This is a genomic window from Robertkochia sediminum (assembly GCF_016786255.1).
GTDB lineage: Bacteria > Bacteroidota > Bacteroidia > Flavobacteriales > Flavobacteriaceae > Robertkochia > Robertkochia sediminum.
On the sequence record NZ_JADMKT010000077.1, the window covers coordinates 278,701 to 304,237 of the forward strand.

The following is a 25,537-nucleotide window of genomic DNA, read 5'->3' on the forward strand; positions in this document are numbered from 1 at the left end:
TGAAGAGGTGAAGAGGTGAAGGTGTAAAGGGGTAAAGAGAGAAGGGTAAAGAGTAAAGAGTAAAGAATTACCCCTACACATGAATCATTCACCATTCATAATTCACCATTCATAATTCACCATTCATAATTCACCATTCATAACTCACCATTCATAACTCACCATTTTCCATTCAACATCTACAATCTTTCTTCTTTCATTGATAATTCATCATCAATCATCGCACGCTCCTTAAAGACCACCTTTTCCAGCAGTCCGGCGTAAATATCGATCCCTTCCATGAGCTCTTTTACGTAGATGAATTCATCGGCGGAATGGGAGCGGGTTGAATCTCCCGGGCCCATTTTGAGGGAGGGGCAACTCAAAGCGGCCTGATCAGATAGGGTGGGTGAGCCATAGGTTTCCCTTCCCATTTTTAATCCTGCTTTTACCAGGGGGTGACCTTCCGGTATGGATGAGGAGCCCAGGCGCAGAGAGCGTGGGGTGATCTCGCATGGGGCTTCTGCCTTAAGCAGTTCATAGACCTCCTGGTTGGTATACTGTTCGGTCACCCTTACATCAACTACAAGGTCGACCTTTGCAGGAACCACATTGTGCTGGGACCCCGCGTTGATCTGGGTTACGGTCATCTTCACTGCTCCGAGCAGGGGGGAGGTTTTCTCGAATTGATAATCTTTGAACCATTGGAGGACCTCAATACACTTGTACAACGGATTATCGTTGTTCGGGTGTGCGGCGTGACCCGGTGTGCCATGTACAGCGGCATCAAATACCACCAGGCCTTTCTCGGCAATGGCCATATGCATTTTTGTAGGTTCTCCCACGATGGCCACCTCGGGTTCAGGCAAATGCTTCAAAACCGAATTTAATCCGTTCATCCCACTGTTCTCTTCTTCGGCAGAGGCTACCATAACCAGGTTATATGCCAGTCCCTCTTGATGATACAAATAGGTGAATGTTGCCAAAAGAGACACCAGGCAGCCCCCGGCATCATTACTGCCAAGGCCGTACAATTTTCCATTTTCTTCTGCTGCTGTGAACGGATCCCGGGTATAGGCTTTATTGGGCTTCACGGTATCGTGGTGCGAATTGAGCAGCAGGAGGGGAGTGTCCTTCCGATAGTGTTCGTTAAATGCCCAGATATTGTTGTTTTCCCGTTCAAAAGGAATGCCATGGTCGGTAAACCATTGTTCTATAAGCGCTGCGGTCTTATCTTCCTCTTTCGAAAAGGAAGGCGTTTCAATAAGTTGTTTAAGAAGCGCGAGGGCTTCATGCTTTAGGGTATCGAGGGTCATGACAGTGCTATTTTGGTATTGACAACTTCAGTGCTTCCGATCATTTGATGTGAACCAATAAACACTTCTTTTACGCCGTTCTCCAGGGCAGCGAATGCATTATTCAGTTTAGGAAGCATCCCGTCGGCGATGATCGCCTTTTGTTTCAGTTCTTCAAAATACGTTCGGGTGATCTGAGGGATCACAGAATGCGCCTGGTTGATATCCTCTAGAACGCCATTCTTTTCAAAACAATAATACAGGCTGGTATTCCAGCTTCCGGCCAGGGCCGAGGCCAGGGCAGCTGCGATGGTATCGGCATTGGTATTGAGTAATTGTCCGTTCCCATCATGGGTCACCGCACAGCATACAGGTGTAATGCCGGCTGTTAAAAGCAGATTTAACTGGGTAATATTCACCTCGGTGATATCTCCTGCAAATCCGTAATCGATCTCCTTAACGGGACGCTTTTCGGCCTTGATCATATTCATATCGGCACCGCTTAATCCGATGGCATTACAGCCGCTTGCCTGCAGGGAGGCGGTAATGGTTTTGTTCACATAACCCGCATAGACCATGGTCACCACTTTTAGGGTCTCAAAGCAGGTAATACGTCTGCCTTCGTGCATTTGTACTGGGATGCCCATTTTGTGTGCGGTTTCAGTAGCGATCTTGCCACCACCGTGTACCAGCAGTTTATAGCCCGGAAGGGCAGCCAAGTTGTGCAGGAAGTGGTTCAGGGCATCCTGATCATCGATGACGTTTCCGCCTATTTTTACGATCGAAAGTGTTTCCATGATTCCGTGTATTATGCGTTATTATGCAATAGATCGAGTAATACGGCCTGGGCGCTCCAGGTTCGGTTATTGGCCTGATCGATCACCAGGCTTTGTTTGCTATCGAGAACGGCGTCGGCAACCACTACGTTTCTTCGCACCGGCAGGCAGTGCATAAAAAAGGCCTCTCCCGTCTTTTCGGGGGTAATCATCCAGTTCTCATCCTGGCTAAGTACTTTGCCATATTCCGTAAAAGAGCTCCAGTTCTTGGCGTAGATAAAATCGGCATCCTTGAGGGCCTCTTCCTGGTCGTAGATCACTTTGGTATCACCCATGATCTCCGGTGACAGCTCATAACCTTCGGGGTGGGTAACTACCAGGTCGACGGCTTGCATGCGCATCATTTTTACGAAGGAGTTGGGCACGGCCTGTGGCAGGGCTTTAGGATGGGGTGCCCAGGTAAGTACCACTTTGGGCTTTTTATGGGTTTGCTTTTCTTTAATGGTCATGGCATCGGCCAGGGCCTGGAGCGGATGGGCTGTTGCGCTTTCCATATTGACCACGGGAACGGTGGCGTATTTTACAAAGGCGTTGAGTATGGTTTCCTGGTAGTCGTCTTCTCGTGAAACCAGTTTTGGAAATGCCCTCAGGGCAATAATATCGGCATATTGCGAGATCACCAGGGCTGCTTCTTTGATATGCTCGGCCTTATCGGCATTCATGGTCGTACCATCTTCAAACTCGAGCTGCCATCCGTCCTGATTGAGGTTGATGGTCATCACGTTCATGCCCAGGTTTTGAGCGGCCTTTTGGGTGCTCATACGTGTTCTCAGGCTGCTGTTAAAGAACAGCATGGCCAGGGTTTTGTGTTTTCCGGTTTCGCTGTGTGCAAAAGGTGATGCTTTCAGGCTGATCGCACTGTCAATAAGCTTGTTGATATGCTCTTTGTTGTGAAGGTCGGTGAATTCTTTTTCCTGTTGAGCGGATTTTCCGTTGAGCGTGTCGGTATGTTGTTGCATTGTCGTTTTCATTACTTGTTGTTATTGAGTGATGCGGGAACGGTATTGATCACATGATCGATCGCTGTGATGAGTTTATCAATAGCCTCTTGGTTAACAGTAAGAGGCGGTAATAACCGGATCATGTTCTTATGGGCAGCCCCACCGGTAAAAATGTGTTCTCCGAAAAGCAGTTCCTTACGGATGGGAGCTGCCGGCCCTTCGAGGGTGATCCCCAGCATAAGTCCTTTGCCCTTTACAGCGATCACCCCGGGGATCTTCGCCAGTTGCGTTGCCATATAGGCGCCGGCTGTTTGGGCATTGTTCACCAGGTTTTCTTTTTCGATCACCTCCAATACCGAGATAGCCGCGGCACAGGCCAGGTGATTGCCTCCAAAGGTGGTGCCCAACTGACCGTGTTGGGCGGGTATGTCGGGGTGGAAGAGCACTCCTGCTACCGGAAAACCATTCCCCATGCCTTTGGCCATGGTGATCATATCCGGTTCAACGCCAGCATGCTGAAAGGCAAAGAATTTTCCCGTTCGTCCGTATCCGCTTTGCACCTCATCGGCGATGAAAACGGCCTTGTATTGCTTGCAGAGCGACTCAATACCCTGTAAAAAAGCTGCAGACGCCGTTTGGAGTCCGCCAACGCCTTGTATGGGTTCAATGATCACGGCACAAGCATCGCCTTTGGCGAGCTCCTGTTCCAGGGCTTCCAGATCCTCCCATGGCAGGTGTGCGACCTCGTGGTCCTGATTCAAAGGCGCCTGGATCTTCACATTATCGGTAGCGGCTACGGCGGCAGATGTTCTCCCGTGAAAAGCTTTCTCGAAGGCGATCACCTTTTTCTTGCCGGTATAAAAAGAAGCCATTTTGAGGGCATTCTCATTGGCTTCGGCCCCTGAGCTACACAAAAACAGCTGATAGTGATCGCAACCGGATACGGCTCCGAGTTTATCGGCAAGGGTTTGTTGTAAGGTATTCACCACGGCATTCGAATAGAATCCCAGTTTTTGGAGTTGTTCAGAGATACTGCTCACATAGTGCGGATGGGAGTGGCCGATGGAGATCACGGCATGACCTCCGTAGAAATCGAGGTATTCCCCACCTTTGCTGTCGTAAACATGCATGCCTTGGGCCTTTACAGGGGTAATATCGTATAGCGGATAAACATCGAAGAGTTTCATAGGTCTTATTTTTTGATAGCTATTTCATTGATCTTTTCAAATGACGCCTTCATTCCTTTGATCAGGGAGGCGCTCATGCCCTGGAATTCCATTTCGTTAAGCCCTTCGATGGTGCAACCCATAGGGGTGGTCACCTTATCGATCTCGGCTTCAGGATGACTTCCGGAATGTTGTAGCAGACTGGCAGCACCAAAACAGGTTTGTATGGCCATTTCGCGCGCTTCCCCGGAATCGAATCCCAGTTGTATAGCACCTTGGGTGGTTGCCCTGATGAGACGCATCCAGAATGCGATCCCACTGGCGCAAACAACGGTGGCGGCCTGCATTTTTTCCTCGGGGATGTGCAGCGTTTTCCCAAGGGAATTAAAGATGCTTTCTGCCTTGTGCTCCAATCCTTCAGAAGCCTTGTTGCCACATAATGTGGTCATAGAATGTCCTACGCCAATGGCCGTGTTTGGCATGGCTCTCATGATGGGTTTATCGCTGCCAAGGATGGCTTCCATTTGATCGATGCCATAACCGGTGGCTACAGAAATGAGCAATTGTTTGTTACGGATCACGGGAGAAAGCTCTTGAAGTAACCCCTCCATTTGGGTGGGTTGTACGGCCATTATGATCACGTCGCTATCGGTTGCTGCTGCCAGGTTGTCCCTGGTACATTGTACTCCGTGGTGCCTTTCGAAGGTGTGCAGTTCTTCGAGCTTTCTTTTGGTAAGAGTCAATTGGGAGGCCAGATCATCTTTGATGATACCTCTGGCGATGGCTGCGCCCAGATTTCCGGTTCCTATAATGGCTGTTTTCATACGGTTCCCTTTTTATGGTTAAAAATGACTGCCTTTTAATTGGAGGCCTGCGGTTTCTTCAAGGCCAAATACAAGGTTCATATTTTGTACGGCTTGTCCCGAAGCGCCCTTCAGGAGGTTGTCGATCATGCTGGTGACCATAAGCATATCTTCATGTTTGTGCAGGTGTACCAGGCATTTATTGGTGTTCACCACCTGTTTAAGGTGGGGTTCAACAGCAGACAGGGTAGTGAATGGGGTATTCTCATAAGCTTTTTGATAGATAGCTTCGGCCTTCGTAAGATCCCCTTCAAACTTAAAATAGGAGGTGGTAAAGATCCCTCGGGTGAAATTGCCTCTGTGAGGAATAAAGATCACTTTGCTATTGGTATCCCCCAGCGTGTTGATACTTTGTCCTACTTCATCCAGGTGTTGGTGGGTAAAGGGTTTATACCAGCTAATGTTATTATTCCTCCAGCTAAAGTGGGTCGTAGCTGAGGGCTTAACCCCGGCACCGGTACTGCCTGTGATCCCATTGGTATGCACCTCTTTCGGTAGCTTTCCGGCCTTAGCCATGGGCAGTAACGCCAGTTGAATGGCGGTCGCAAAGCAACCGGGATTGGCGATGGCCTTAGCTTGCTTTATTTCCTCACCGAAGAATTCCGGAAGTCCGTAGACAAAGGTTTTATCGTTGGCGATATGTTGCCCCTGAAGTCGGAAATCGTTGCTGAGATCTATGGTCAATGTATGTGTAGCAAACTCCTGACCTTCGAGGAAGGTTCTCGAATTGCCATGACCCAGGCATAGAAAGACCACATCGACATCGGGGTTTACCACATCGGTGAATTTAAGATCGGTGTCTCCGATGAGGTCCTGGTGTACTGTGCTAACCGATTTGCCGGCATTGGTGGTGCTGTATGCAAAATCAATGTTCACCTCCGGGTGATGTACCAATAAGCGCAGCAGTTCTCCTGCAGTATATCCTGAGCCTCCTATAATTCCTGCCTTGATCATACGGTAAGGGTATTTACGCTGTTCTGTAATTTCTGTCCTTGGGCATTGATCTTAATAAATCCTTTAGCCTCGGTAGCATTCCATCCGGTATTCATCTCGCCATAGCTTCCAAATCCGGGCTGCATCAGATCGTTCTCCGAGGCGATCCCATCGAGGGTAAATCGATAGGGGTGAAGGGTAAGGAAAACTTCTCCATTCACATGTTCCTGGGAATCGGCCAGAAAGGCCTCTGTATTTCTCATAAAGGGGTCAAGGTATTGTCCTTCGTGCAATAGCATCCCGTACTGGCTTGCCAGGTACTCCTTGTGATGAAGTTGCCATTTGCTGAGAACGTGTTTTTCCAGCAGGTGGTGTGCCTTGATCAGGATGAGAGAGGCTGCCGCTTCGAATCCGACCCTTCCTTTGATCCCGATAATGGTATCTCCCACATGGATATCGCGGCCAATAGCATAGGCAGAGGCGATGTTTTCGAGGGTTTCGATGAGGGTGACGGAATCCATGTTCTCCCCGTTAATGCTTACCGGTTCTCCTTTTTTGAAGGCAATGGTAAGTGAGATAGGTTCATTTTGGGTGAGCTGACTCGGATAGGCTTCTTCCGGAAGGGGTTTATGGGAGGTCAGTGTTTCTTCACCTCCAACGCTGGTACCCCAAAGGCCTTTGTTCACAGAGTATTTGGCTTTATGCCATTCCATTTGAACACCATACTGTTCGAGGTAGCTCATTTCTTCTTGTCTTGAAAGTTGCTGATCTCTTACCGGGGTAATGATCCCGATCTCCGGAGCCATAACCTGAAAGATGGTATCGAACCTCACCTGGTCGTTTCCGGCCCCGGTACTTCCATGGGCAATAGCATCGGCACCTATGGTTCTGGCGTATTTGATAAGGGCAATGGCCTGTACGATACGCTCTGCACTAACGGAAAGCGGATAGGTGTTGTTCTTCAGGATATTTCCGAAGATGAGGTATTTGATCACCTGCTCGTAATACGAAGCTTTGGCGTCTATATTATGGTATACCGCTACACCAAGGGCTTTGGCCTTTTCGCCCATTAGGGTGATCTCCTGCGGGGTGAATCCCCCGGTGTTGATACTAACGGCGTGTACCTCGTAGCCTTCATTGCTGAGGTATTTTGCACAATATGAAGTGTCGAGTCCGCCACTATAGGCCAATACTAATTTTTTCATTTGTGGGAAGGGTTAGGTGTTGTATTCTTTTCTTTTTTTCGCTGTAGTGATCCTTTGATCCCTTTAAGGCGGGAGAAGACCTTTTCATTAAAGGATCTTCTGGATTTCCCGGCCTTTTTTTCCGGATTGAAAAGCATGCCGGTACACAGGCACATTTTGCGTTCGGTACGAGTCAGGATGTCGTAGTTCTTGCAGGTTTGACATCCTTTCCAGAAATCAGGATCGTCGGTGAGTTCAGAGAAGGTCACCGGTTCGTATCCCAGGGCGTAGTTGATCTTCATCACGGCCAGTCCGGTGGTGATCCCAAAGATCTTGGCCTGGGGAAATTTGGTTCGGCTGTGTTCAAAGACCTTGGTCTTAATGGTTTTGGCCAGCCCTTTACCCCTGTAATCGGGATGTACGATAAGTCCGGAATTTGCCACGAACTTACCATGGCCCCAGGTTTCGATATAACAGAAACCTGCGAACTTATCGCCATCGAGAGCGATCACGGCGTTGCCGTTAGTGATCTTGGTAGCGAGGTACTCCTCACTACGTCTGGCGATACCGGTACCGCGTAATTTCGCCGATTCTTCGATAGTATCGCATATCACCCGGGTATATCCCAAATGCGAAGTATTTGCAATAACAACTTGCATGATAAAAAGAATAACAGATGAATAACTGTTGTAAAAAGTGTAAAATGGTCTTGTGAAAGCGGGGTTGGACTCACCTAAACCCCAAAAGAATATAGCGCCCTACGGGCGAGGACGGCGAATGCGGCGGTTGCGCACAGGAACAAATACCATAGCAGGAGCCGGAGAGAAGATGGCTCTTAAAAATTGGATGATATTTCTTAATTCCTGTTTCATTCGAAAAATTACCGCTGTTCTGATGCCTTTGAAACCCAAAAAGATTGTGGGTAACTCAGAAACGATAGAACAATATTATGAATTATATTTCTAATGAAGCCGTTTTTTTGTTGTTAAATTTGTGTTGCCATAAAAAGTATACCTTTTAAAATTGCATGAAAAGAACAGAAATAGTCTACGATCACCTTCCTGATATCACCCTTAAAAAGGCCATGTTACTATGGGGAAAGGATCACGAAGAGGTGGTCTTTCTCGATAGTAATGCATACACGCAAAGGCATGGTGAATTCGAGGCTGTTCTCGCTGTCGATGCCCTTACGGCGATACGAACCGATCATAGTAATGCCTTTGAAAATCTTTCGGAATACAGGCGCAGTACCTCCGACTGGATCTTCGGTTACCTTACCTACGACCTGAAGAACGATGTGGAAAACCTGGTTTCGGAGAATTACGACGGACTCGGTTTTCCGGACCTGTATTTCTTTCAGCCTAAGAAGATCATTTTTTGCAGGGACCAAAAACTGGTTTTTTCTTATTTACCCATGGTCGACGATGAGATCGAAGAGGACTACGAGAAGATCATGAGACTTTTAGAAGCAGAAGTACCCCAGGATCCACACCGGGTGGCCATTAAAATGCGCATTCACAAAGATGAATACAAAGAAAAGGTGGGAGAGATGCTCCGGCATATTCACAGGGGCGATATCTACGAAGCCAATTTTTGCCAGGAATTCTATGCGGAAGATACCGTGATCTATCCCTTACAATGTTATTTCGACCTCAATGCCATCTCGGCACCTCCTTTTGCGACCTATCTTAAGCTGGAAGAGCTCTACCTGGTATCTGCTTCACCTGAGCGTTACCTGAAGAAAAAGGGGCAAAAAGTGATCTCCCAGCCCATAAAGGGAACTGCCCGACGGGCTGAAGATCCTGAGGAAGACCAACAGCTGGCCGCCAACCTGAAGGCCGATGAAAAGGAGCGCTCGGAAAATGTCATGATCGTAGACCTCGTGCGCAATGACCTGTCGCGAATGGCCCTGAAGGGGAGTGTTGAGGTAGAGGAGTTATGTGAGGTGTATACCTTTAAACAGGTCCACCAGCTTATATCTACGGTTACGGCTGTGGTTAGTGAAGATACAGACCCGGTGGAGATCATAAGAAATACGTTTCCTATGGGGAGTATGACGGGGGCACCGAAGATCTCGGCCATGAAGATCATCGAGGAACTGGAGGAAACGCGTCGCGGACTCTACAGTGGGGCAGTGGGTTACTTTAGTCCCGAAGGAGATTTTGATCTTAATGTGATCATCAGGAGTATTCTCTATAATAAAGAAAAGCGCTATGTGTCTTTCTCAGTGGGAAGCGCCATTACCGCGGCCTCATCACCGGATAAGGAATACGAGGAGTGCTTGGTAAAGGCCAAGGCCATGAGAGAGGTGTTGGAGGGGAGTAGTGAGTAGGGAGTAGTGAGTAGGGAGTAGTGAGTAGGGAAGTAGGTAAGTAGGTAAGGAGGGAAGTAGGGAAATTTTGGATTATAAATTTTGAATTGTTGATTTCTTAGCCCTTAAATCTATAACCAGATCACCGTGTCATCCACCGTAGCTTTAGCGAAGGTGGTCGTCACCGTTTAACCGTAAAAACGCAAAACTGCAAAATCGCAAATTTGTTTAACGGCCTTACCCTCCGACTTGTTCCCCGAAACTGATAAGTGAAGGAGAAAGCTTTAGCGAAGGAGGGCATAACCTTGTAACCTCGTCACATCGTAACCCCATAACCTTATAACTTTTCTTACCTTTATGCACCTAACGTAAATAGCGCTTATGCATCAAGGTGATTTCGAATTCATTTGCCATCAAAAACGACTTGTTGGAAAGTACTGGACACCCGAGCATCCCAAGGCTGTGGTGGTTCTGGTGCATGGTATGGGGGAGCATAGCGATCGCTATACTTCTTCGATCATCCCTGAATTCCTCGCTACGCGAATAGCGGTTTATGCTACCGATCATTTTGGTCATGGGCGCAGTGAAGGCAAACGCGGTCATTGTCCGGGATATGAGGCGGTTTTAGATAGCATCGATCAAACCCTGAACCTCGTTCGTGAAGCCCATCAGGACCTTCCTGTATTCATGTACGGCCATAGTATGGGTGGCAATGCCGTATTGGGTTATGCCATGAAGCGTAAACCCAATCTTGCGGGGGTCATAAGTACGAGTCCGTTCCTTAAGATGGCTTTTGCTCCACCGGCATGGAAATTGACCATGGGAAAGCTAATGCGGTCGGTATTACCATCGGTAACCTTACCCAGCGGACTCGATCCGGAGCATATTTCAAGAGACCCTGAAGAAGTGCGAAAGTACATCGAGGATCCGTTTAACCACGATAAGGTAAGTCCAAACTTCGTTTTTCCGTTCTTAGAGGCTGCCCTATGGATGCAAGCCCATGGGGAGGAAATGCAACTTCCGGTGTTTTTGTGTCACGGTACCGGCGATCTGATCACCAGTTACCGCGCTACAGAAGAACTTGCACAAGAACTTCAGGATGTCGATCTTGAACTTTTTCCCGGAGGATACCACGAACTGCACAATGACCTGGATAAGGAAAAGCTGTTTACCGTGGTATTGGAATGGATCGATAAAACATTAAAAGCCTGATCGTGGAGGACACCTTCAAAGAACATATTGCCCGTAACTTTCCTTTTCTAGGTCGTGATCCCGTATTGGTGGCCAGTAGTGGCGGATTGGATAGTGTGGTGCTCACCTATTTGTGTAAGGTGGTTTGCGGATTCGAAACGGCCATAGCACATTGTAATTTTCAGCTGCGCGGCGAAGAGAGTGAACGTGACGCCCGCTTTGTGGAGAGCCTTTCCGAAAAATGGAACCTTCCGGTATTTACCAAACGCTTTGATACCAAAACCTATGCGCAAACCAACAGTGTCTCGACACAGGTTGCTGCGCGAGAGTTACGCTATACATGGTTCTACGAACTTATAGAAACCCATGGGTACCGCTACCTGCTTACCGGACACCATGCCGACGATAACCTGGAAACCTTTTTGATCAACCTGAGCAGAGGTACCGGACTTGACGGACTCACAGGGATACCTTCGGTTAATGGTAATGTGGTGCGGCCTATGCTTCCTTTTTCCCGAGAAGCCATAGAAACCTACGCCCGCGAGAAAAAACTGGAATGGGTCGAAGACAGCAGTAACAGGGATACCAAATACCTGCGTAATAAGATCAGGCACGAGGTGATTCCCGGACTCAAAGGCCTGAACACCACCCTTATTCAGAACTTCAATAAAACCCTTGAATACCTTAGTGGTAGTGCCTCCATCCTCGAAGATCACGTGAATGCCATGCGGTCGGCCTTGTTCAGAAAAGAAGACGGACTCGTAAAAATTCCTGTGGCCAGCCTGAAGAACCTGGACCCCACGGGGGCATATCTTTATGCCTTTTTCCACCGATACGGATTTACCGAATGGCAGGATGTAGAGCATTTGCTGCACGGACAAACGGGGAAAAAGGTCTTATCGGCTACCCACCGGTTGTTCCGCGACAGGGATTACCTGATCTTGCAAAAGCTGGAAGACCTGGAGAACGACCAGGCAACAGCCTATGTGATCAGGAAAAAGAATACCCGCTTCCTGGGGCCTGTAACCTTGAGTTTTGAACAAGTAGACGCCATTACCCATACCGGCAAGGATGTGATCTATATCGATGAGGGAAAACTGAGTTATCCGCTTAAACTCCGCAAATGGCAACCGGGCGACCGGTTCGAGCCTTTTGGCTTGAAGGGGAGTAAAAAACTGAGTAAGTTCTTTAAAGACGAGAAATATTCCATGGCCGATAAAGAAAGACAGTGGCTGCTTTGTGATGCCCAGGACCGCATTGTCTGGGTGATCGGGAAAAGGGCCGATAACCGCTTCAGGGTCGATGAATACACTGAAGAGATCCTTAGAATACGAAACCATACACGATACGAAAATTAAAACCATTAACCATTAAAACCATTGTTTTGAGAAAACTATCACTACTTCTGTTCTTGTTGGCTTTTTCTTTTCAGTTAAGCTGCCAGGAATCGGACTATAAGATCAGAGATCACTACACCAAGAAAGAAGTGATGATCCCGATGCGCGACGGGATAAAATTGCATACCACCATTTATGCACCAAAAGATACCAGTAAGCCATACCCGATACTCATGCAACGTACTCCCTATAGTTGCAGGCCTTACGGAGCTGATGTATTCCGTACAAAGATCGGCCCCAGTGAAACGCTTATGAAAGAAGGGTATATTATCGTATACCAGGATGTTCGCGGTCGCTGGAACAGTGAAGGAGTCTATGACAATATGCGGGCCTATATCCCGGAAAAGAAACAAGGGGAGGTCGATGAGGCTTCAGACACCTATGATACCATCGAATGGTTGGTGAATAATGTTGAAAACAACAACGGAAAGGTTGGCGTATGGGGGATATCCTATCCAGGATTCTATGCTACCTATGCCTTGCTGAGTAAGCACCCTAACTTGGTAGCGGCTTCACCTCAGGCGTGTATTGGCGATTTTTTCTTTGACGATTTTCACCATAACGGAGCCTATCTGCTCAGTTACTGGAGGGCTACGGCCGTTTTTGGGTATATGAAAGATACCCCTACCACCGAATCGTGGTATTCCTTTCCGGAGATCAAAACCAAAGACCAGTATCAGTTCTTTATGGATGAGGGGCCGCTTTCTAACCTCGATGCCTACTATAAGGAAGATAATGTGTTCTGGCAACAGCTCAAGGAGCACCCCAATTACGACGAATTCTGGAGATCGAGAGGGATCATTCAGCACCTGGAGGATATAGAACCTGCGGTGATGGTCGTAGGTGGCTGGTTCGATGCCGAAGACCTGTACGGGCCGCTGGAAACCTATAAGAATATTGAAAAACGGAGCGATAACTACAATACGATCGTTATGGGTCCCTGGAGTCACGGTGACTGGGCCAGAGATCGGGAGCGACAGGCTGTAGGAAATGTGTATTTTGGAGACAGCATCTCCGGGTTCTATCAAAGAGAAATAGAACGTAAGTTCTTCAACCACTACCTTAAAGGTGATGCCAATGGAGATACCGGACTTCCGGAAGCCTATGTGTTCAATACAGGTAGCAATGCCTGGGGAACATTTGAATCATGGCCACCCAAGACAGCAGAGAAACGATCTTATTTTCTCCACCACACCGGAGCCCTTACCGAAATTGCTCCCATGGTATATGATCATAAGGAATTTATTAGTGACCCCGCTAAGCCGGTGCCATATTCAGAGGATATCAAGATGGTGTTCACCCCAAGAAAATTCATGACCGACGATCAGCGTTTTGCGGCACGCAGGCCCGATGTGCTGGTATTTGAGACTGAAGTGCTTGAAGAAGATGTTACCCTGGCAGGCGATATCCTGGCAAAATTGGTAGTGTCTACCACAGGGCAAGATGCCGACTGGGCTGTTAAGCTTATTGATGTATGGCCGGGTGATGCCGAAGATTTTCCTGAAACCCAGGACCACCTCAAAATGAGCAACTATCATATGATGGTGCGCTCAGAGGTTATGCGCGGACGCTTTAGAAATAGTTTTGAAAAACCGGAGCCCTTTGCGCCAAATAAGGAAGCAAAGGTGAATATCAAACTGCAGGATGTATATCACACCTTTAAGAAAGGGCATAAGATCCAGGTGCAGGTGCAAAGTACCATGTTCCCTTACATCGACAGGAATCCGCAAACCTGGGTAGACAATATCTTTGAGGCTGAGGAAGAAGATTTTAAAGCACAGACCCATAAGGTGTACAACAATTCACAGATCGAATTCACTATTTTGAAGAAATAAAAAGGGTATCATGTGGCTGGTAATCAGTGTGTAAAGGTTGCAGGCTATTGATGCGCCTTGAACCGGCCAATGTTTTTTTGATAAATATCAGCTGCCCCTTTTGGGGTATTGTGTAAATTTAATTTTTTGAAGCGCAGTGGTATGCACTATCATCAGCTGCTTATCCATAACCAATAACTATCTAACTAATAACTTATAACTACTAACTACTATGACCTCATCTTTTAGTACTCTGGACTATGCGGTGTTTATTGCTTACGCTGCAATGATCCTCTTCGTGGGGCTTTGGGTGTCCAGGACCAAAAAAGGACATCAGCGTAACGCAGAAGATTACTTCCTTGCGAGTAAATCTCTCCCATGGTGGGCTATCGGAGCCTCCCTTATCGCCGCGAACATCTCGGCAGAACAATTTATCGGGATGTCCGGATCGGGCTTTGCCGTTGGCCTTGCTATCGCCTCTTACGAGTGGATGGCAGCCCTAACCCTACTTATCGTCGGGAAATTCTTCCTGCCGATCTTTATTAAGAAGGAGCTGTATACCATTCCGGAATTTGTAGAACAACGGTATTCAACCAATCTGAAGACCATCCTTGCCGTATTCTGGATCGGCCTCTATATTTTCGTTAACCTCACCTCTGTTTTGTATCTCGGAGCCCTTGCCATGGAAACCATTATGGGGATCCCGATGATCTACGGGGTGATCGGACTGGCGTTGTTTGCAGCGGCTTATTCGCTTTATGGCGGATTGTCGGCGGTGGCGTGGACCGATGTGATCCAGGTGATCTTTTTGATCCTTGGCGGATTGGTAACCACCTATCTGGCACTTTCTACCGTATCGGGAGGTGAAGGAATTATGCGCGGATTTGAGATCATTTATGAGCGTGTACCTGATAATTTTGCGATGATCCTGGATAAATCGAATCCGGAGTTTGCTAACCTTCCCGGAATATGGGTGCTTGTTGGTGGAATGTGGGTAGCAAATATCTATTACTGGGGATTCAACCAGTACATCATTCAGCGTACCCTTGCTGCCAAATCTTTGAAAGAATCACAGCGAGGTATCCTGCTTGCAGCCTTCCTTAAATTACTCATTCCGCTTATCGTGGTTATTCCGGGTATTGCCGCCTATGTGATGGTGAACGATCCGGAGATCATGGCCAGCCTTGGCGAATCGGCCATGGTGAACCTGCCTTCGCTGGAGCAGCCTGACAAGGCCTATCCGTGGTTGTTACAGTTCCTGCCTGTCGGACTTAAAGGGATCGCTTTTGCAGCACTGGCAGCAGCTATCGTATCTTCGTTGGCATCGATGCTTAATTCAACCTCTACCATCTTTACCATGGACATTTATAAGCCGTATATCAATAAGAACGCAAGTGATAATACTACCGTTAAGGTAGGACGAATCTCGGCAGCAGTAGCCCTGGTCATAGCGTGTTTGATCGCGCCTATGCTTGCCGGGCTTGGGCAGGCATTTCAGTACATACAGGAGTATACCGGAATTGTGAGTCCGGGTATCCTGGCCGTATTTATCCTCGGACTTTTCTGGAAGAAGGCTACCAACAAAGGAGCTATTGTGGGGGCACTGGCATCGATCCCGATCGCTATGTACTTTAAGGTAGCACCCAACGGCTGGTCAGACAGTCCGCTATTCCTCGAACTGCCATTCCTGAATCAAATGGGGCTTACGGCCATTTTGACCATGATCATTATCGCTGTAGTGAGTTTGAAGGAGAATAAAGGTAAGGATGATGAGCATGGAATTCCATTGTCAAAATCCCTGTTCAAGACCGATCCGGTCTTCAATATCGGAGCCTTTGCCGTTATGGTGATCCTGGTCGCTTTATACGCGATCTTCTGGAACTAGAACATAAGGTAACTAATGTAAAAAGAGCCCTGCAGTTTTGCGGGGCTTTTTTTTGAGGTAAAGGGGTAAAGGAGGATGAAGATGATGAATTATAGATTATAAATTTTGAATTAGGGTGTTGTAAGAGCTAAATTCCCGCATAACCGCATAACCGCATAACCGCATAACCGCATAACCGCATAACCGCATAACCGTGTCACTGTTTCACTGCGTCACTGCATCACTGTCTTTGCGAGCGAATTATCTGAGCGCGGCGATCTGTTGAAGGGTAAAGGTGGATTTTGATTTTTCGTACCTACGTATCGGCGTAACCGTATCACCCTCCAAAGCTTTAGCGAAGGTTGGCATAACCGTTCCACAGAACCAAGAATAAAGCGTAAAGAGCGTAAAGGGGACAGGTATTTAATTAACTTCCTGCAAAAGGCGTATTAAAAACCCCTACAGCGAGTTCTGCCCATACAAGCAGGAACACGAGCAGCAACGTGGTAATAAGCAGGGTACGTGTCCCTTTGCCTCGCACTAGTCTCAAAATCGTTTCAAGGCCAATGACAAGGAAGAGTAACAGGGAGCCCATAACCAGAAAATCGGCTGAACTCCATTGTACTTCAGTGGTGAATTGCATGGCCACAAACGGAATGAGCAGTATGAAGAGAATACCGCCTGCCATGAAATACAATCGTTTTGATATATTCATATGCCGGCAATTTAATGTGTTGAATATCTTAAAGGTACGGTTTATAATTGGTTTCCTTTGTTATGCAGGAATAATAAAAAGCCCTTCCGAATGTTTCCGGAAGGGCGAATAGTAGTAAGTGGGAGTAGTGTTCCCTGATCTAGCGATTCGTTTGTTGTGATCAAGCCACAGGGACCAGAACAGGTTCCTGCGTTTTACGTCGCATGGACGATAAGGTGATCCGGCGTTGCTGCAAACTCATAAGCCGGTCTACATATTGGGCGCCTTTTTCAGTGAGGTACATGCCTCCGTAACGAGCATATTGATGGCGGTTTATATACTCGATGGCATTATGGTATTGTTCACTGCGGTAATTGTGGCCCAGGATACCCTGTAGATGCACCCGCATCTTAAATGGATCGCAATAATGCCTGTTCGAGACCTCTCCCTGGGTTTCAAGAACCAACTTCTTCATGATGAGTTGAATGTAAAGGTCCAGCTCTTTGTTTATCATAATAGTCTTTGTTTTGGTTAGGTGTAATGTTGATATCGTCCTGAAAGGATATTCAAATATAGAACAGGATTTTAGTTGTAAGTAACTGAAAAAGAAGAGGTTAGTAACATTTTATTAAGCAGTAAAATTCTTTCAAATAGTTTCAAATCCTAACCTTTACGTACGACTTAAAGCTAAAATTAATAGGGAGTAAGGTTAAACAAAAGGTGTCAAGGCCTAATTGTAGGGGAATTCTGTTAAATGAAATCCCGGAATTTTGGGTTTTGAACAGGTTGTCAACAGGTTATCAAGGAGTTAGGGAGGTTTTATGTTAAGATCTTGGGCAATGAATGTGGTCCCAATATTTATGATGTAGAAAATAATCTATATATTTAGAAAAAGTTTAGGGATGCTTACAAAGGTATATGGCAGTGCAATTTTCGGGATAGAAGCTACCGTGATCACCATCGAAGTACATATTGGTCCCGGCGTGGGGTATCACTTGGTTGGATTACCGGATAATGCGATCAGGGAGAGTAATTACAGGATCGCGGCTGCGCTTTCCAATAATGGCTACCGGGTACCGGGAAAGCGCATCACCATTAATATGGCACCTGCAGATATGCGTAAAGAGGGTTCAGCGTATGACCTGCCTATTGCGCTGGGTATTTTGATCTCTGCTGGTAAGATCGCCATCCCTTCTGAATTGGACGATTTTGTGATCATGGGCGAATTGTCCTTAGATGGCGGTTTGCAGCCCGTTCATGGTGTATTGCCTATGGCGGTCAAGGCCAGGGATGAAGGGTTCAAAGGACTCATCCTTCCGAAGGCCAATGCCGAAGAGGCCGCTGTGGTCGAAGGGTTACAGGTTTACGGACTCGACCACATTACGGAGGTGATCGATATTTTATCCGGACAAGCAGTTGCCGAACCCGTCAAACTTGATATGGAGGCCTTGTTCGGAGAGCAACTGGAGTTTCCGGAAATGGATTTTAGCGATGTTCGCGGACAAGAAAGTATAAAGCGGTGTATGGAGATCGCCGCTGCCGGTGGGCATAATATCATTCTTATCGGTCCGCCGGGTTCCGGCAAGACCATGCTGGCAAAACGATTACCATCCATACTACCACCCATGAGTCTCAAAGAATCCCTGGAAACCACCAAGATCCATTCTGTGGCTGGTAAGGTTGAGGGAAAGGGCCTTGTGGTGCAGCGACCCTTCCGGAGTCCGCACCATACCATTAGCAATGTAGCCTTAGTAGGAGGTGGGAGCTATCCCCAACCCGGAGAGATCTCCCTTTCTCATAATGGGGTATTGTTTCTTGATGAGTTACCGGAGTTTAAAAGGGATGTACTCGAAGTCATGCGTCAGCCTCTTGAAGACCGGGAAGTCACCATTTCCCGGGCCAGGTTTACCGTAAATTATCCCAGTAGTTTTATGCTGGTAGCCAGTATGAATCCGAGTCCTGGAGGGTATTTTAACGATGGTACTTCCCCTGTAACGAATACCCCTGCCGAAATGCAACGTTACCTGAGTAAGATCAGCGGACCCCTATTGGATCGTATCGATATTCATATCGAGGTGAATCCCGTGCCTTTCGAAGAGCTTTCCAAGAGGGCAAAGGGAGAGGCTTCAGCCAGTATTCGCAAGAGGGTATGCAAAGCCCGGAAGATACAGGAGGTGCGATTCTCAGACTTTAAGGATGTGCATTACAACGCGCAGATGACCACCCGTAATATTCGTGAATTTTGTGCCATGGACGACGCTTCTCTGGCGCTGCTAAAACAGGCGATGGACCGACTCAAACTTTCAGCCAGGGCTTATGACCGTATTCTAAAGGTGTCCCGTACCATCGCCGATCTGGAAGGGGAAGAAAGGCTGGCTACCCACCATATAGCAGAAGCTATACAATACCGCAGCCTTGACAGAGAGGGGTGGTTGGGGTAGGTTGGATTCAGGAAGCACTTAATCCTCAACCACTTCGATCCTCACGTTTACAACCCCTTTTTCAATGATCCCGAGCACCTCTGCGACGGCACGTGATACATCGATGATCCTGCCTTTTACAAAAGGGCCGCGGTCGTTGATACGAACGATAACGGTTTTGAGATTACTGAGATTGGTTACTTTGACCCTGGTGTTAAAGGGCAAGGTGCGATGGGCAGCTGTAAACAATGCCATTTGATAAGGTTCCCCGCTTGCTGTACTCCGGCCTTCAAGGGTGTCACTGTAATAAGACGCCATGCCCTCTGCAGGTGTCTCCTGGGCAGTGGACTTGGCCGTGATCAACAAGAATATAAAGAGAAAAAGAGTATAAGGAAGTTTTGCATTCATAATTCACTATTCACTATTCACAAATCATCATTCACCATTCACCATTCACCATTCACCATTCACCATTCACCATTCACGACTCCCAACTCACCACTTATTCTTTCAACTTCGCTTCACATCGGGCAATACTGTCTTTGATATCCATGCGTTTGGGATTGAGTTCCAGGGCCGATTCGTACATAAGCTTGGCATCAAAATAGTTCCCTAGCTTTTCGAGGTTTTGTCCTTTGATGTGCAACACCTCCCAGTCGTCCGGGAGCTCCAGCAGCATGATGGTGCTGAGCTTATCGCTTATCTCGTAATGTTTTTCGCCATAATGAAAGCGCTCCAGCCAGTAGATATTTACGAGGTTATTCGGATACTTCGCTTGTTTGAGGGTCTGATAGCGCTCTAATAGCTTGTCGCTATTCCCGGCATCGATCATGGCTGCCAATTCAAAGGCGATCGTACGCTCGGGTGATTTTAATTCAAATCCCGGGTAGAGGATCTTAAGAGCGATATCGTCTGCCAGGGTCACCGAATTTGAAAGGGCTACGACCCCGGTACGTGTACGTTTATTATATCCCAAAAAGGAGGTATATCCTCCTGTACCGCCATTGTGAAAGAGGATCTGGGTGTATTCATCAGGCTCGTAAACGAACCATCCTTCTTTATACGATAATTGGTTTTTTCCCAGGGTATTGATGCCCGTTGGGTATGCCCCTGTTACCGGATAGCGGCCAAACAAGTCATTTTGGGCTATTTGATATTCCAGGTAATTGAGCAGGTCGGAAGCGGTACTTATCACTCCCCCTGCATACCTGCTGGGTCCTTCAAAATGCCAGAAGCTATTGGTGGTTCCCAGGTTGGTTGGCACTGCCATGATACTATCGATCCCGGGGCCATGAGCCGTATAGGTATTTGGCATTCCGGCCTGGAGGGCGATCTCAGCAATGAGCATATCAAAGTCTTTCCCGGTCTGTTTTTCCAGGGCTTTGCCCAGAATGGCATATCCAAAGTTGGAATAGGACCACTTGGCGGTGGTATCCGGCACTACCGTTAACAATTCATTGTGCAGTTGTTCATCGCCATAGCCTTTGAACGGATCCGACCAGTTGTTGGGCGCAAAACGATCGGAGAGCCTGGGGATACCACTTATATGGTGCTTGAGCTGTTGGATGTTGATATATTTTAAACGGGTGTTTTTCTCTGCGATCCCTGGAAAGAACAAGTCAAGGGTCTTGGCTTCTTGTTGGGTGAAATAGCTGTTGGCCAGGGTAGCGGTAAAGGTCTTTGTTACCGAACCGATCTCGTAGTGTGTAGCGCTATCGGGTGTTATTTCCATATCGTTGCGGTAAGTCCCGTATCCGTGATACGTCCGGTGGCCATCTTCATGGAGGATACCAATGATCAACGAGGGATTGATCTTCTCAGAAACGCGCCTGTCGATCTCTTCACCGATCTCTTCCGTGATGGTTTGTGAGAATGATAAAAAGGGGAGGATAAGTGTGAAGACAGTGCTTAAGAACCGGGTCATAAAACGGATTTATAAATGGTAGTATCCGGCTAAAATAAGGATTAATTATGGCAAGGGCCAATTGTGCGGACCGTGATTAACTGGTTTGAGAAATGCTCATTTCCCTGATCACCTCGTTTCGCTGTGAGCTGTTGATCGGATTTACGTAATACATACGCATCATCCCTTTGTTCTTCACATCAACCTCACCGCGGTAGGTGCAATCGAAGCGGTCTTTGATAAGATGATAGGTGTTCTCAGAAATATTGATATGGCCCGGGATGGAATTCGATTCCATTCGTGCAGCGATATTTACGGTATCGCCCCAGATATCGTAAACGAACTTTTTGGTACCCACCACTCCGGCAACCACCGGTCCGGTATTGATCCCCACCCTGATGCGAAAACGCGTCGGGTCGTCGGGGTTTTCATTCTTTACCTGTTCTACGAAGTCAATGATCTCAAAGGCTGCCATGATCATTCGGGTTGCGTGATCTTCGGTAGGAAAGGGGAGTCCGCCGGCACACATATAGGCATCGCCCATGGTTTTGATCTTTTCCAGGTCGAAGCGCTCCATGATCTCGTCGAACTTTGAAAAATAAAAGTCGACCCTGTTCACCAGTTCTTCCGGATCCATGTTCTCTGAGTATTTGGTGAATCCCTGGAAATCGGCAAAGAGCACGGTCACCGATTCAAATTGTTTGGCCTTAACCTTTCCGTAGTTCTTTAACTCTGAAGCGGTCTCATCGGGGAGGATATTCCTTAACAGCTTATCAGACCTGTTCTTTTCGATCTCGATGATCCTGCTGGTCTTGCGCACATATTTCATCCGATTGAAAAGTCCGAAGATGAGCAGCCCCAGTAAAACTACCAATCCTACAGAAATATAGCTTATGGTTCGTTGTCGTTTGGCCTGAAGTTGCTGGATCTCGGCTTCCTTGGCCATCAAGTCGACCTCTTTTTGTTTGTTGGCCATCTCGAACGCATTTCGCATGTTCGACATGCGTTGAATGGTAGGCAGATTAATGGCACTGTCGTAATAAGCCCGGTGGGTCTGGTAATACTCCAGGGCAGTTTTATAGTCCTTTTTCTGAAGTTCCAACTCGTAGAGATTGAGATAGACCTTGGCCAACTCGGTATTTGTTCGAGTGTTCTTCCCGATCTCGGCAGCCCGTTTGGCATAGCTTTCTGCCTGTTTATAGTTTTTTTGTTCCTGGGCCAGATCGATAAGGTAGTTGTAGTATTCAAGGGAAGCTTCGGGCCAGATAACTTGGAACCCTTGTGCTCCCTGTTCTATAAGTGGGCGAGCCTTATCATAGTCTCCCTTTTTGAAATGATAAACCCCAAGGTTGGCTAACAAACATATCTGGGTAGCCTTACCATCTCTAATGGAGTCATAAGGAGAAGGACCTAATTTAGCAAATGTGGATTCTGCCAGGTTAAGGTAATTAATGGCAGAATCTAATTTATTTTGCCTGAGGTAGAAATCACTGATGTTGAAGTAGGATTTCCCCAAATGTTCATAATCTTTTTCTTCCTGGTTTAGATGAAGTTCAAGAGCTTTTCTAAAGTAACGTTCTGCTTCCGTAGGGTTATTCACTTTACTGTAAGTGTAGGCCAGGTTATCGTAAAGTGCTCCCTGATATCCGTTATTCAGACTGTCGGCTAGTTCCAAGGCAATAAGACTTTCCCTGATATTCCCCTCAAAGTCGCTCATATCGTAATAGGCGTACGACTTATTCATATAACCATTGAAGACTCTTTTTGGCAATCCAAATTTCTTTCCCATTTGGATCAGGGAGTCTGCGTATTTCAGACGGTCTTCCGGAGGGATAATGCCATTATAACTCAGCTCTAAAAGTGTTTGAATACGTTCCTCTGTATTTTGCTTACCTCCGTAGTAGGCATTCAGCAGCGAATCAACTTCCACTTTACCTTGGGCAGAAACCTTTGTCACGGTTAGTCCACCCGCAATAACGAAGGTCATTACGGTAATAAGCGTTTTTATGGAATGAGGAAGCAATGTTTTCATCAACGTGAACTATTCCTGCATCACCCGTAGACGCGGATCAATATCAAAGATTCTGGCTACAGGGGCATCGCCTCTTTGGATAGAAAACTTCACCATGTATTTACAGGTTTCATTTCCGGTAGCACGCGCCATTTGTACGCTTACTACTCTACCCCCGTCACCACCTCCATCAAGTTCGTCCCGATCTGCGGGAAACGGATTAGGACCTCCCTGAACAATGATCTTTTCGATGTTTACAATATCAACACCATTATTGGCAACCCCTCTCCAGTTCACTACATCTCCCACATTAACCTCAATGAGATAATCCTCATTGGAGATCGAAGGATCCTGTCCGAAATTACAATAGTTGTTTACTTCATTTGCAGGAGTATTGTTTTGGAGCCGGTCGGTATCCACATACAAGGTTACTGTTTCTGTGGCTTGGGCCATTAAAACGTTTGTTCCCAGGGTAAGACAAAAAAGAAGCATCCAAAAGTAGCGGTTGCTCATCATACGATTTTTCATAATGTATAGGTTTTTGAATTGTAGTGTACACCAAGGCAATGGCAGGAGGTGGGAAGAAAAGTGGGGGAGAAATATCCAAATTAGTTAGAAAATTCATGTTAAGATACGTAAAATCAGCTACTTACAAAACAGGAAATGTTTATAGCATGCTTATTTCGATGTAAATGATTACTTCAACGTCAAGCCTGATCACCTTACCGCCCGGAGCAAACAGGTATGGTTTGTGGTGCTTCGCTTTATATGATCCACCGACACGGCTTGGAATCAATGGATCGTAATGGAAGAGAAACTGAGAATTACGGGCAAGCATGTCTTTTGTTACCCGGTCCTCAGAAGGCTTCAGATATGGGATTCACAAAGTACATCTTCATCATCCCTTTGTGTTTGACATCGACCATACCGCGATAGGAGCATTCGAAGGTATCTTTTATAAGTTGGTAGGTGTTTTCAGAAACATTGATCTGTCCGGCTTCGGAGTTCGTTTCCATCCTTGAGGCGATATTCACCGTATCGCCCCAGATGTCGTAAACGAACTTTTTGGTACCCACGACTCCGGCCACCACAGGGCCCGTATTAATGCCAATTCTGATGTCAAAACGGGTAGGGTCGTTGGGATCCTCATTTTTCACTTTTTTAACCACCTCAAGCATATCGAAGGCTGCCTTCACCAGCCGTTCTGCATGATCCTGCCGTGCAAATGGGAGTCCGCCGGCACACATGTAAGCATCACCAATGGTTTTTATCTTTTCCAATTGGTAGGTTTCCATGATCTTGTCAAATTGGGAGAAGTAGTGATCGACCCGTTCTACCAATGCCTGGGGTTCCATACTGGCAGAGAATTTCGTGAACCCGCAAAAGTCGGCAAAGAGTACCGATACCGATTCAAACTGTTTGGCCTTTACCTTACCGTTGATCTTGAGTTCTGTGGCCGTTTCATCGGGGAGAATATTTCTGAGGAGTTGGTCTGAACGCTCTTTTTCCTGTTCGATGATCCTGCTGGTTTTCCGAATGTATTTAAACCGGTTGAACAATCCGAATATCAATAACAATAAAAGGATAACGGCTCCTGCAGCAATAAAACTAATGATCTTTGAGCGGTAGGCACGTAGCTCCTGTATTTCCGCTTCTTTTTCCATCAGGTCAACCTCCTTTTGAACACTGGCTACCTCGTAATTCTTATTCATATTATACATCTCCTGGATGGAACTCAGGTTAAGCAGACTGTCTTTGTACTCCTGATGAATAATATAATGTTCGAGGGCTTTTGTGGCATTTCCCTTGGTCTTCTCGATTTCATACAGGTTGAGATGTGTATCTGCCAGCTTGGAGGTGGCATTGGTTGCTTCAGCTATTTCCATGGCTCTGTTAGCATAGTTAAGAGCCTGTTTCATGTCACCCTGTTCCTGAGCCATATTGGTGAGGTAATTGTAATATTCTACAGCGCCATCAGGATTTGTAGCTATGATTTCCTCAGCGCTTTTTTCGATCAGAGGAACGGCTTTACTGTATTGCCCTTGCTTTAAATAATAGACCCCCAGATTTCCTTCAAGAAATGGGGTTATAAAGGACGAAAGTTCCGGGGATGTTTTTTTTGTAGCCTCCATGGCCTTTTCCAGATACAGGTAGGCAGAATCCAGCATATTCATTTTTAAAAAGAAATCACTGTAATTGTAATAGCTGCTTACCAATTGAGGATAGTTTATAGTATCTGCTTTTTCATAAAGGGATATTGATTTGTGATAATATTTAATGGCCTCACCGGTATCACTCACTTTTTGATAGATCCCTGCCAGATGATTATAGATACTTCCTGAATTTTCTCCGATACTATCTGAAATTTCCATAGCGCTCAGAGTCTCTTTAATATCCAGGTAATGTTTTCCAAGATCACTATAAGCCCAAGCCTTACTCATATGGGCGAGGATCTTATATTTGGGGTTCTTTTCAACTATGGCAAACTTCATTAGCGTATCTGCCCATTGTAGTTTTTCATGAATGTTGGGAGATTCCTCGATGATACTTTTTAATAGCTCATACTGCGCTTTTGAAGTGCGGTCTTTCTTCAGATATTCCTTCTTCATACCGTCAAGGGATCTGTCTTCTTGTCCGAAACAATGAGGTACGGAAAGTAAGAACAGGAAGATCAGAAGAACGCTTTTGCAGAGCGATCGGATCGTGAAAACACATACATATTTCATCTCGGAAAT

The 25,537-nt window shown here is 46.7% G+C and carries 21 protein-coding genes; 6 read left to right on the plus strand and 15 right to left on the minus strand.

Annotated features, from left to right (window positions below):
• Nucleotides 1-179: 179 nt before the first annotated feature.
• The 8 genes from IS446_RS11120 to IS446_RS11155 are packed head-to-tail and all read right to left on the minus strand — an operon-like array spanning nucleotide 180 to nucleotide 7,856.
• On the minus strand, nucleotides 180-1,295 hold the full coding sequence (locus IS446_RS11120) for a M20 family metallo-hydrolase (RefSeq protein WP_203060698.1): 1,116 nt from the start codon (nucleotides 1,293-1,295) through the stop codon (nucleotides 180-182).
• A complete protein-coding gene (argB, locus tag IS446_RS11125; protein ID WP_203060700.1) occupies nucleotides 1,292-2,071 on the minus strand; it encodes an acetylglutamate kinase in 780 nt (259 codons plus the stop codon). Before argB ends, IS446_RS11120 begins: the two co-directional genes overlap by 4 nt.
• An 11-nt stretch (nucleotides 2,072-2,082) precedes the next feature.
• Nucleotides 2,083-3,081: an N-acetylornithine carbamoyltransferase gene (locus IS446_RS11130; RefSeq protein ID WP_235996475.1), complete on the minus strand. Its 999-nt coding sequence runs from the start codon at nucleotides 3,079-3,081 to the stop codon at nucleotides 2,083-2,085.
• On the minus strand, nucleotides 3,081-4,238 hold the full coding sequence (locus tag IS446_RS11135) for an aspartate aminotransferase family protein (RefSeq protein WP_203060701.1): 1,158 nt from the start codon (nucleotides 4,236-4,238) through the stop codon (nucleotides 3,081-3,083). Before IS446_RS11135 ends, IS446_RS11130 begins: the two co-directional genes overlap by 1 nt.
• A 5-nt stretch (nucleotides 4,239-4,243) precedes the next feature.
• A complete protein-coding gene (gene proC / locus IS446_RS11140; RefSeq protein WP_203060703.1) occupies nucleotides 4,244-5,041 on the minus strand; it encodes a pyrroline-5-carboxylate reductase in 798 nt (265 codons plus the stop codon).
• An 18-nt stretch (nucleotides 5,042-5,059) separates the two neighbouring features.
• Nucleotides 5,060-6,034, minus strand: coding sequence for an N-acetyl-gamma-glutamyl-phosphate reductase (argC, locus tag IS446_RS11145; protein WP_203060705.1), 975 nt, complete (start codon nucleotides 6,032-6,034; stop codon nucleotides 5,060-5,062).
• Nucleotides 6,031-7,218 carry an argininosuccinate synthase gene (argG, locus tag IS446_RS11150; RefSeq protein ID WP_203060706.1) on the minus strand — a complete coding sequence of 396 codons (1,188 nt, stop codon included), beginning with the start codon at nucleotides 7,216-7,218 and terminating at the stop codon, nucleotides 6,031-6,033. Before argG ends, argC begins: the two co-directional genes overlap by 4 nt.
• The gene (locus IS446_RS11155) at nucleotides 7,215-7,856 is read right to left on the minus strand and encodes a GNAT family N-acetyltransferase (RefSeq protein ID WP_203060708.1); all 642 of its coding nucleotides are present in this window, start codon (nucleotides 7,854-7,856) and stop codon (nucleotides 7,215-7,217) included. Before IS446_RS11155 ends, argG begins: the two co-directional genes overlap by 4 nt.
• 368 nt (nucleotides 7,857-8,224) lie before the next feature.
• Here IS446_RS11155 and pabB point away from each other — a divergent pair, with 368 nt between their 5' ends.
• The 5 genes from pabB to IS446_RS11180 all read left to right on the plus strand — a co-directional run bounded on the left by pabB (nucleotide 8,225) and on the right by IS446_RS11180 (nucleotide 15,795).
• Nucleotides 8,225-9,529 (plus strand): aminodeoxychorismate synthase component I, encoded by a 1,305-nt coding sequence (gene pabB / locus IS446_RS11160; RefSeq protein ID WP_203060709.1) that lies wholly within the window; start codon nucleotides 8,225-8,227, stop codon nucleotides 9,527-9,529.
• Nucleotides 9,530-9,889: 360 nt separating this feature from the next.
• On the plus strand, nucleotides 9,890-10,720 hold the full coding sequence (locus IS446_RS11165; RefSeq protein ID WP_203060711.1) for an alpha/beta hydrolase: 831 nt from the start codon (nucleotides 9,890-9,892) through the stop codon (nucleotides 10,718-10,720).
• Nucleotides 10,721-10,722: 2 nt separating this feature from the next.
• Entirely contained in the window at nucleotides 10,723-12,057 is a 1,335-nt protein-coding gene (gene tilS, locus IS446_RS11170; protein WP_203060713.1) for a tRNA lysidine(34) synthetase TilS, read from the plus strand.
• A gap of 26 nt (nucleotides 12,058-12,083) precedes the next feature.
• A complete protein-coding gene (locus tag IS446_RS11175; RefSeq protein WP_235996476.1) occupies nucleotides 12,084-13,931 on the plus strand; it encodes a CocE/NonD family hydrolase in 1,848 nt (615 codons plus the stop codon).
• Nucleotides 13,932-14,142: 211 nt separating this feature from the next.
• Nucleotides 14,143-15,795 carry a sodium/sugar symporter gene (locus IS446_RS11180; RefSeq protein ID WP_203060715.1) on the plus strand — a complete coding sequence of 551 codons (1,653 nt, stop codon included), beginning with the start codon at nucleotides 14,143-14,145 and terminating at the stop codon, nucleotides 15,793-15,795.
• A 406-nt stretch (nucleotides 15,796-16,201) separates the two neighbouring features.
• On the opposite strand, the gene IS446_RS11185 is transcribed toward IS446_RS11180, so the two are convergent.
• On the minus strand, nucleotides 16,202-16,489 hold the full coding sequence (locus IS446_RS11185; protein ID WP_235996477.1) for a hypothetical protein: 288 nt from the start codon (nucleotides 16,487-16,489) through the stop codon (nucleotides 16,202-16,204).
• 160 nt (nucleotides 16,490-16,649) lie between these two features.
• Nucleotides 16,650-16,982 (minus strand): hypothetical protein, encoded by a 333-nt coding sequence (locus IS446_RS11190; RefSeq protein ID WP_203060718.1) that lies wholly within the window; start codon nucleotides 16,980-16,982, stop codon nucleotides 16,650-16,652.
• A 388-nt stretch (nucleotides 16,983-17,370) separates the two neighbouring features.
• Between IS446_RS11190 and IS446_RS11195 the strand changes: the two genes are divergently transcribed.
• A complete protein-coding gene (locus tag IS446_RS11195; RefSeq protein WP_203060719.1) occupies nucleotides 17,371-18,909 on the plus strand; it encodes a YifB family Mg chelatase-like AAA ATPase in 1,539 nt (512 codons plus the stop codon).
• Between the two features lie 18 nt (nucleotides 18,910-18,927).
• On the opposite strand, the gene IS446_RS11200 is transcribed toward IS446_RS11195, so the two are convergent.
• The 5 genes from IS446_RS11200 to IS446_RS11220 form a co-directional block, all read right to left on the minus strand.
• On the minus strand, nucleotides 18,928-19,296 hold the full coding sequence (locus IS446_RS11200; protein WP_203060721.1) for a septal ring lytic transglycosylase RlpA family protein: 369 nt from the start codon (nucleotides 19,294-19,296) through the stop codon (nucleotides 18,928-18,930).
• Between the two features lie 94 nt (nucleotides 19,297-19,390).
• Complete coding sequence (locus IS446_RS11205; protein WP_203060723.1) at nucleotides 19,391-20,812, minus strand: serine hydrolase; 1,422 nt, start codon at nucleotides 20,810-20,812, stop codon at nucleotides 19,391-19,393.
• Between the two features lie 76 nt (nucleotides 20,813-20,888).
• Entirely contained in the window at nucleotides 20,889-22,823 is a 1,935-nt protein-coding gene (locus IS446_RS11210; RefSeq protein WP_203060725.1) for an adenylate/guanylate cyclase domain-containing protein, read from the minus strand.
• Nucleotides 22,824-22,832: 9 nt separating this feature from the next.
• A complete protein-coding gene (locus IS446_RS11215; protein WP_203060727.1) occupies nucleotides 22,833-23,330 on the minus strand; it encodes a hypothetical protein in 498 nt (165 codons plus the stop codon).
• A 329-nt stretch (nucleotides 23,331-23,659) separates the two neighbouring features.
• Entirely contained in the window at nucleotides 23,660-25,528 is a 1,869-nt protein-coding gene (locus IS446_RS11220; protein WP_203060729.1) for an adenylate/guanylate cyclase domain-containing protein, read from the minus strand.
• Between the last annotated feature and the right edge of the window lie 9 nt (nucleotides 25,529-25,537).

Coding starts and splice junctions, on each gene's coding strand:
- IS446_RS11120 (WP_203060698.1), bottom strand. CDS start 1,295: ATGACCCTCGATACCCTAAAGCATGAAGCCCTCGCGCTTCTTAAACAA.
- argB (WP_203060700.1), bottom strand. CDS start 2,071: ATGGAAACACTTTCGATCGTAAAAATAGGCGGAAACGTCATCGATGAT.
- IS446_RS11130 (WP_235996475.1), bottom strand. CDS start 3,081: ATGAAAACGACAATGCAACAACATACCGACACGCTCAACGGAAAATCC.
- IS446_RS11135 (WP_203060701.1), bottom strand. CDS start 4,238: ATGAAACTCTTCGATGTTTATCCGCTATACGATATTACCCCTGTAAAG.
- proC (WP_203060703.1), bottom strand. CDS start 5,041: ATGAAAACAGCCATTATAGGAACCGGAAATCTGGGCGCAGCCATCGCC.
- argC (WP_203060705.1), bottom strand. CDS start 6,034: ATGATCAAGGCAGGAATTATAGGAGGCTCAGGATATACTGCAGGAGAA.
- argG (WP_203060706.1), bottom strand. CDS start 7,218: ATGAAAAAATTAGTATTGGCCTATAGTGGCGGACTCGACACTTCATAT.
- IS446_RS11155 (WP_203060708.1), bottom strand. CDS start 7,856: ATGCAAGTTGTTATTGCAAATACTTCGCATTTGGGATATACCCGGGTG.
- pabB (WP_203060709.1), top strand. CDS start 8,225: ATGAAAAGAACAGAAATAGTCTACGATCACCTTCCTGATATCACCCTT.
- IS446_RS11165 (WP_203060711.1), top strand. CDS start 9,890: ATGCATCAAGGTGATTTCGAATTCATTTGCCATCAAAAACGACTTGTT.
- IS446_RS11180 (WP_203060715.1), top strand. CDS start 14,143: ATGACCTCATCTTTTAGTACTCTGGACTATGCGGTGTTTATTGCTTAC.
- IS446_RS11185 (WP_235996477.1), bottom strand. CDS start 16,489: ATGAATATATCAAAACGATTGTATTTCATGGCAGGCGGTATTCTCTTC.
- IS446_RS11190 (WP_203060718.1), bottom strand. CDS start 16,982: ATGATAAACAAAGAGCTGGACCTTTACATTCAACTCATCATGAAGAAG.
- IS446_RS11195 (WP_203060719.1), top strand. CDS start 17,371: ATGCTTACAAAGGTATATGGCAGTGCAATTTTCGGGATAGAAGCTACC.
- IS446_RS11200 (WP_203060721.1), bottom strand. CDS start 19,296: ATGAATGCAAAACTTCCTTATACTCTTTTTCTCTTTATATTCTTGTTG.
- IS446_RS11205 (WP_203060723.1), bottom strand. CDS start 20,812: ATGACCCGGTTCTTAAGCACTGTCTTCACACTTATCCTCCCCTTTTTA.
- IS446_RS11210 (WP_203060725.1), bottom strand. CDS start 22,823: ATGAAAACATTGCTTCCTCATTCCATAAAAACGCTTATTACCGTAATG.
- IS446_RS11215 (WP_203060727.1), bottom strand. CDS start 23,330: ATGAAAAATCGTATGATGAGCAACCGCTACTTTTGGATGCTTCTTTTT.
- IS446_RS11220 (WP_203060729.1), bottom strand. CDS start 25,528: ATGAAATATGTATGTGTTTTCACGATCCGATCGCTCTGCAAAAGCGTT.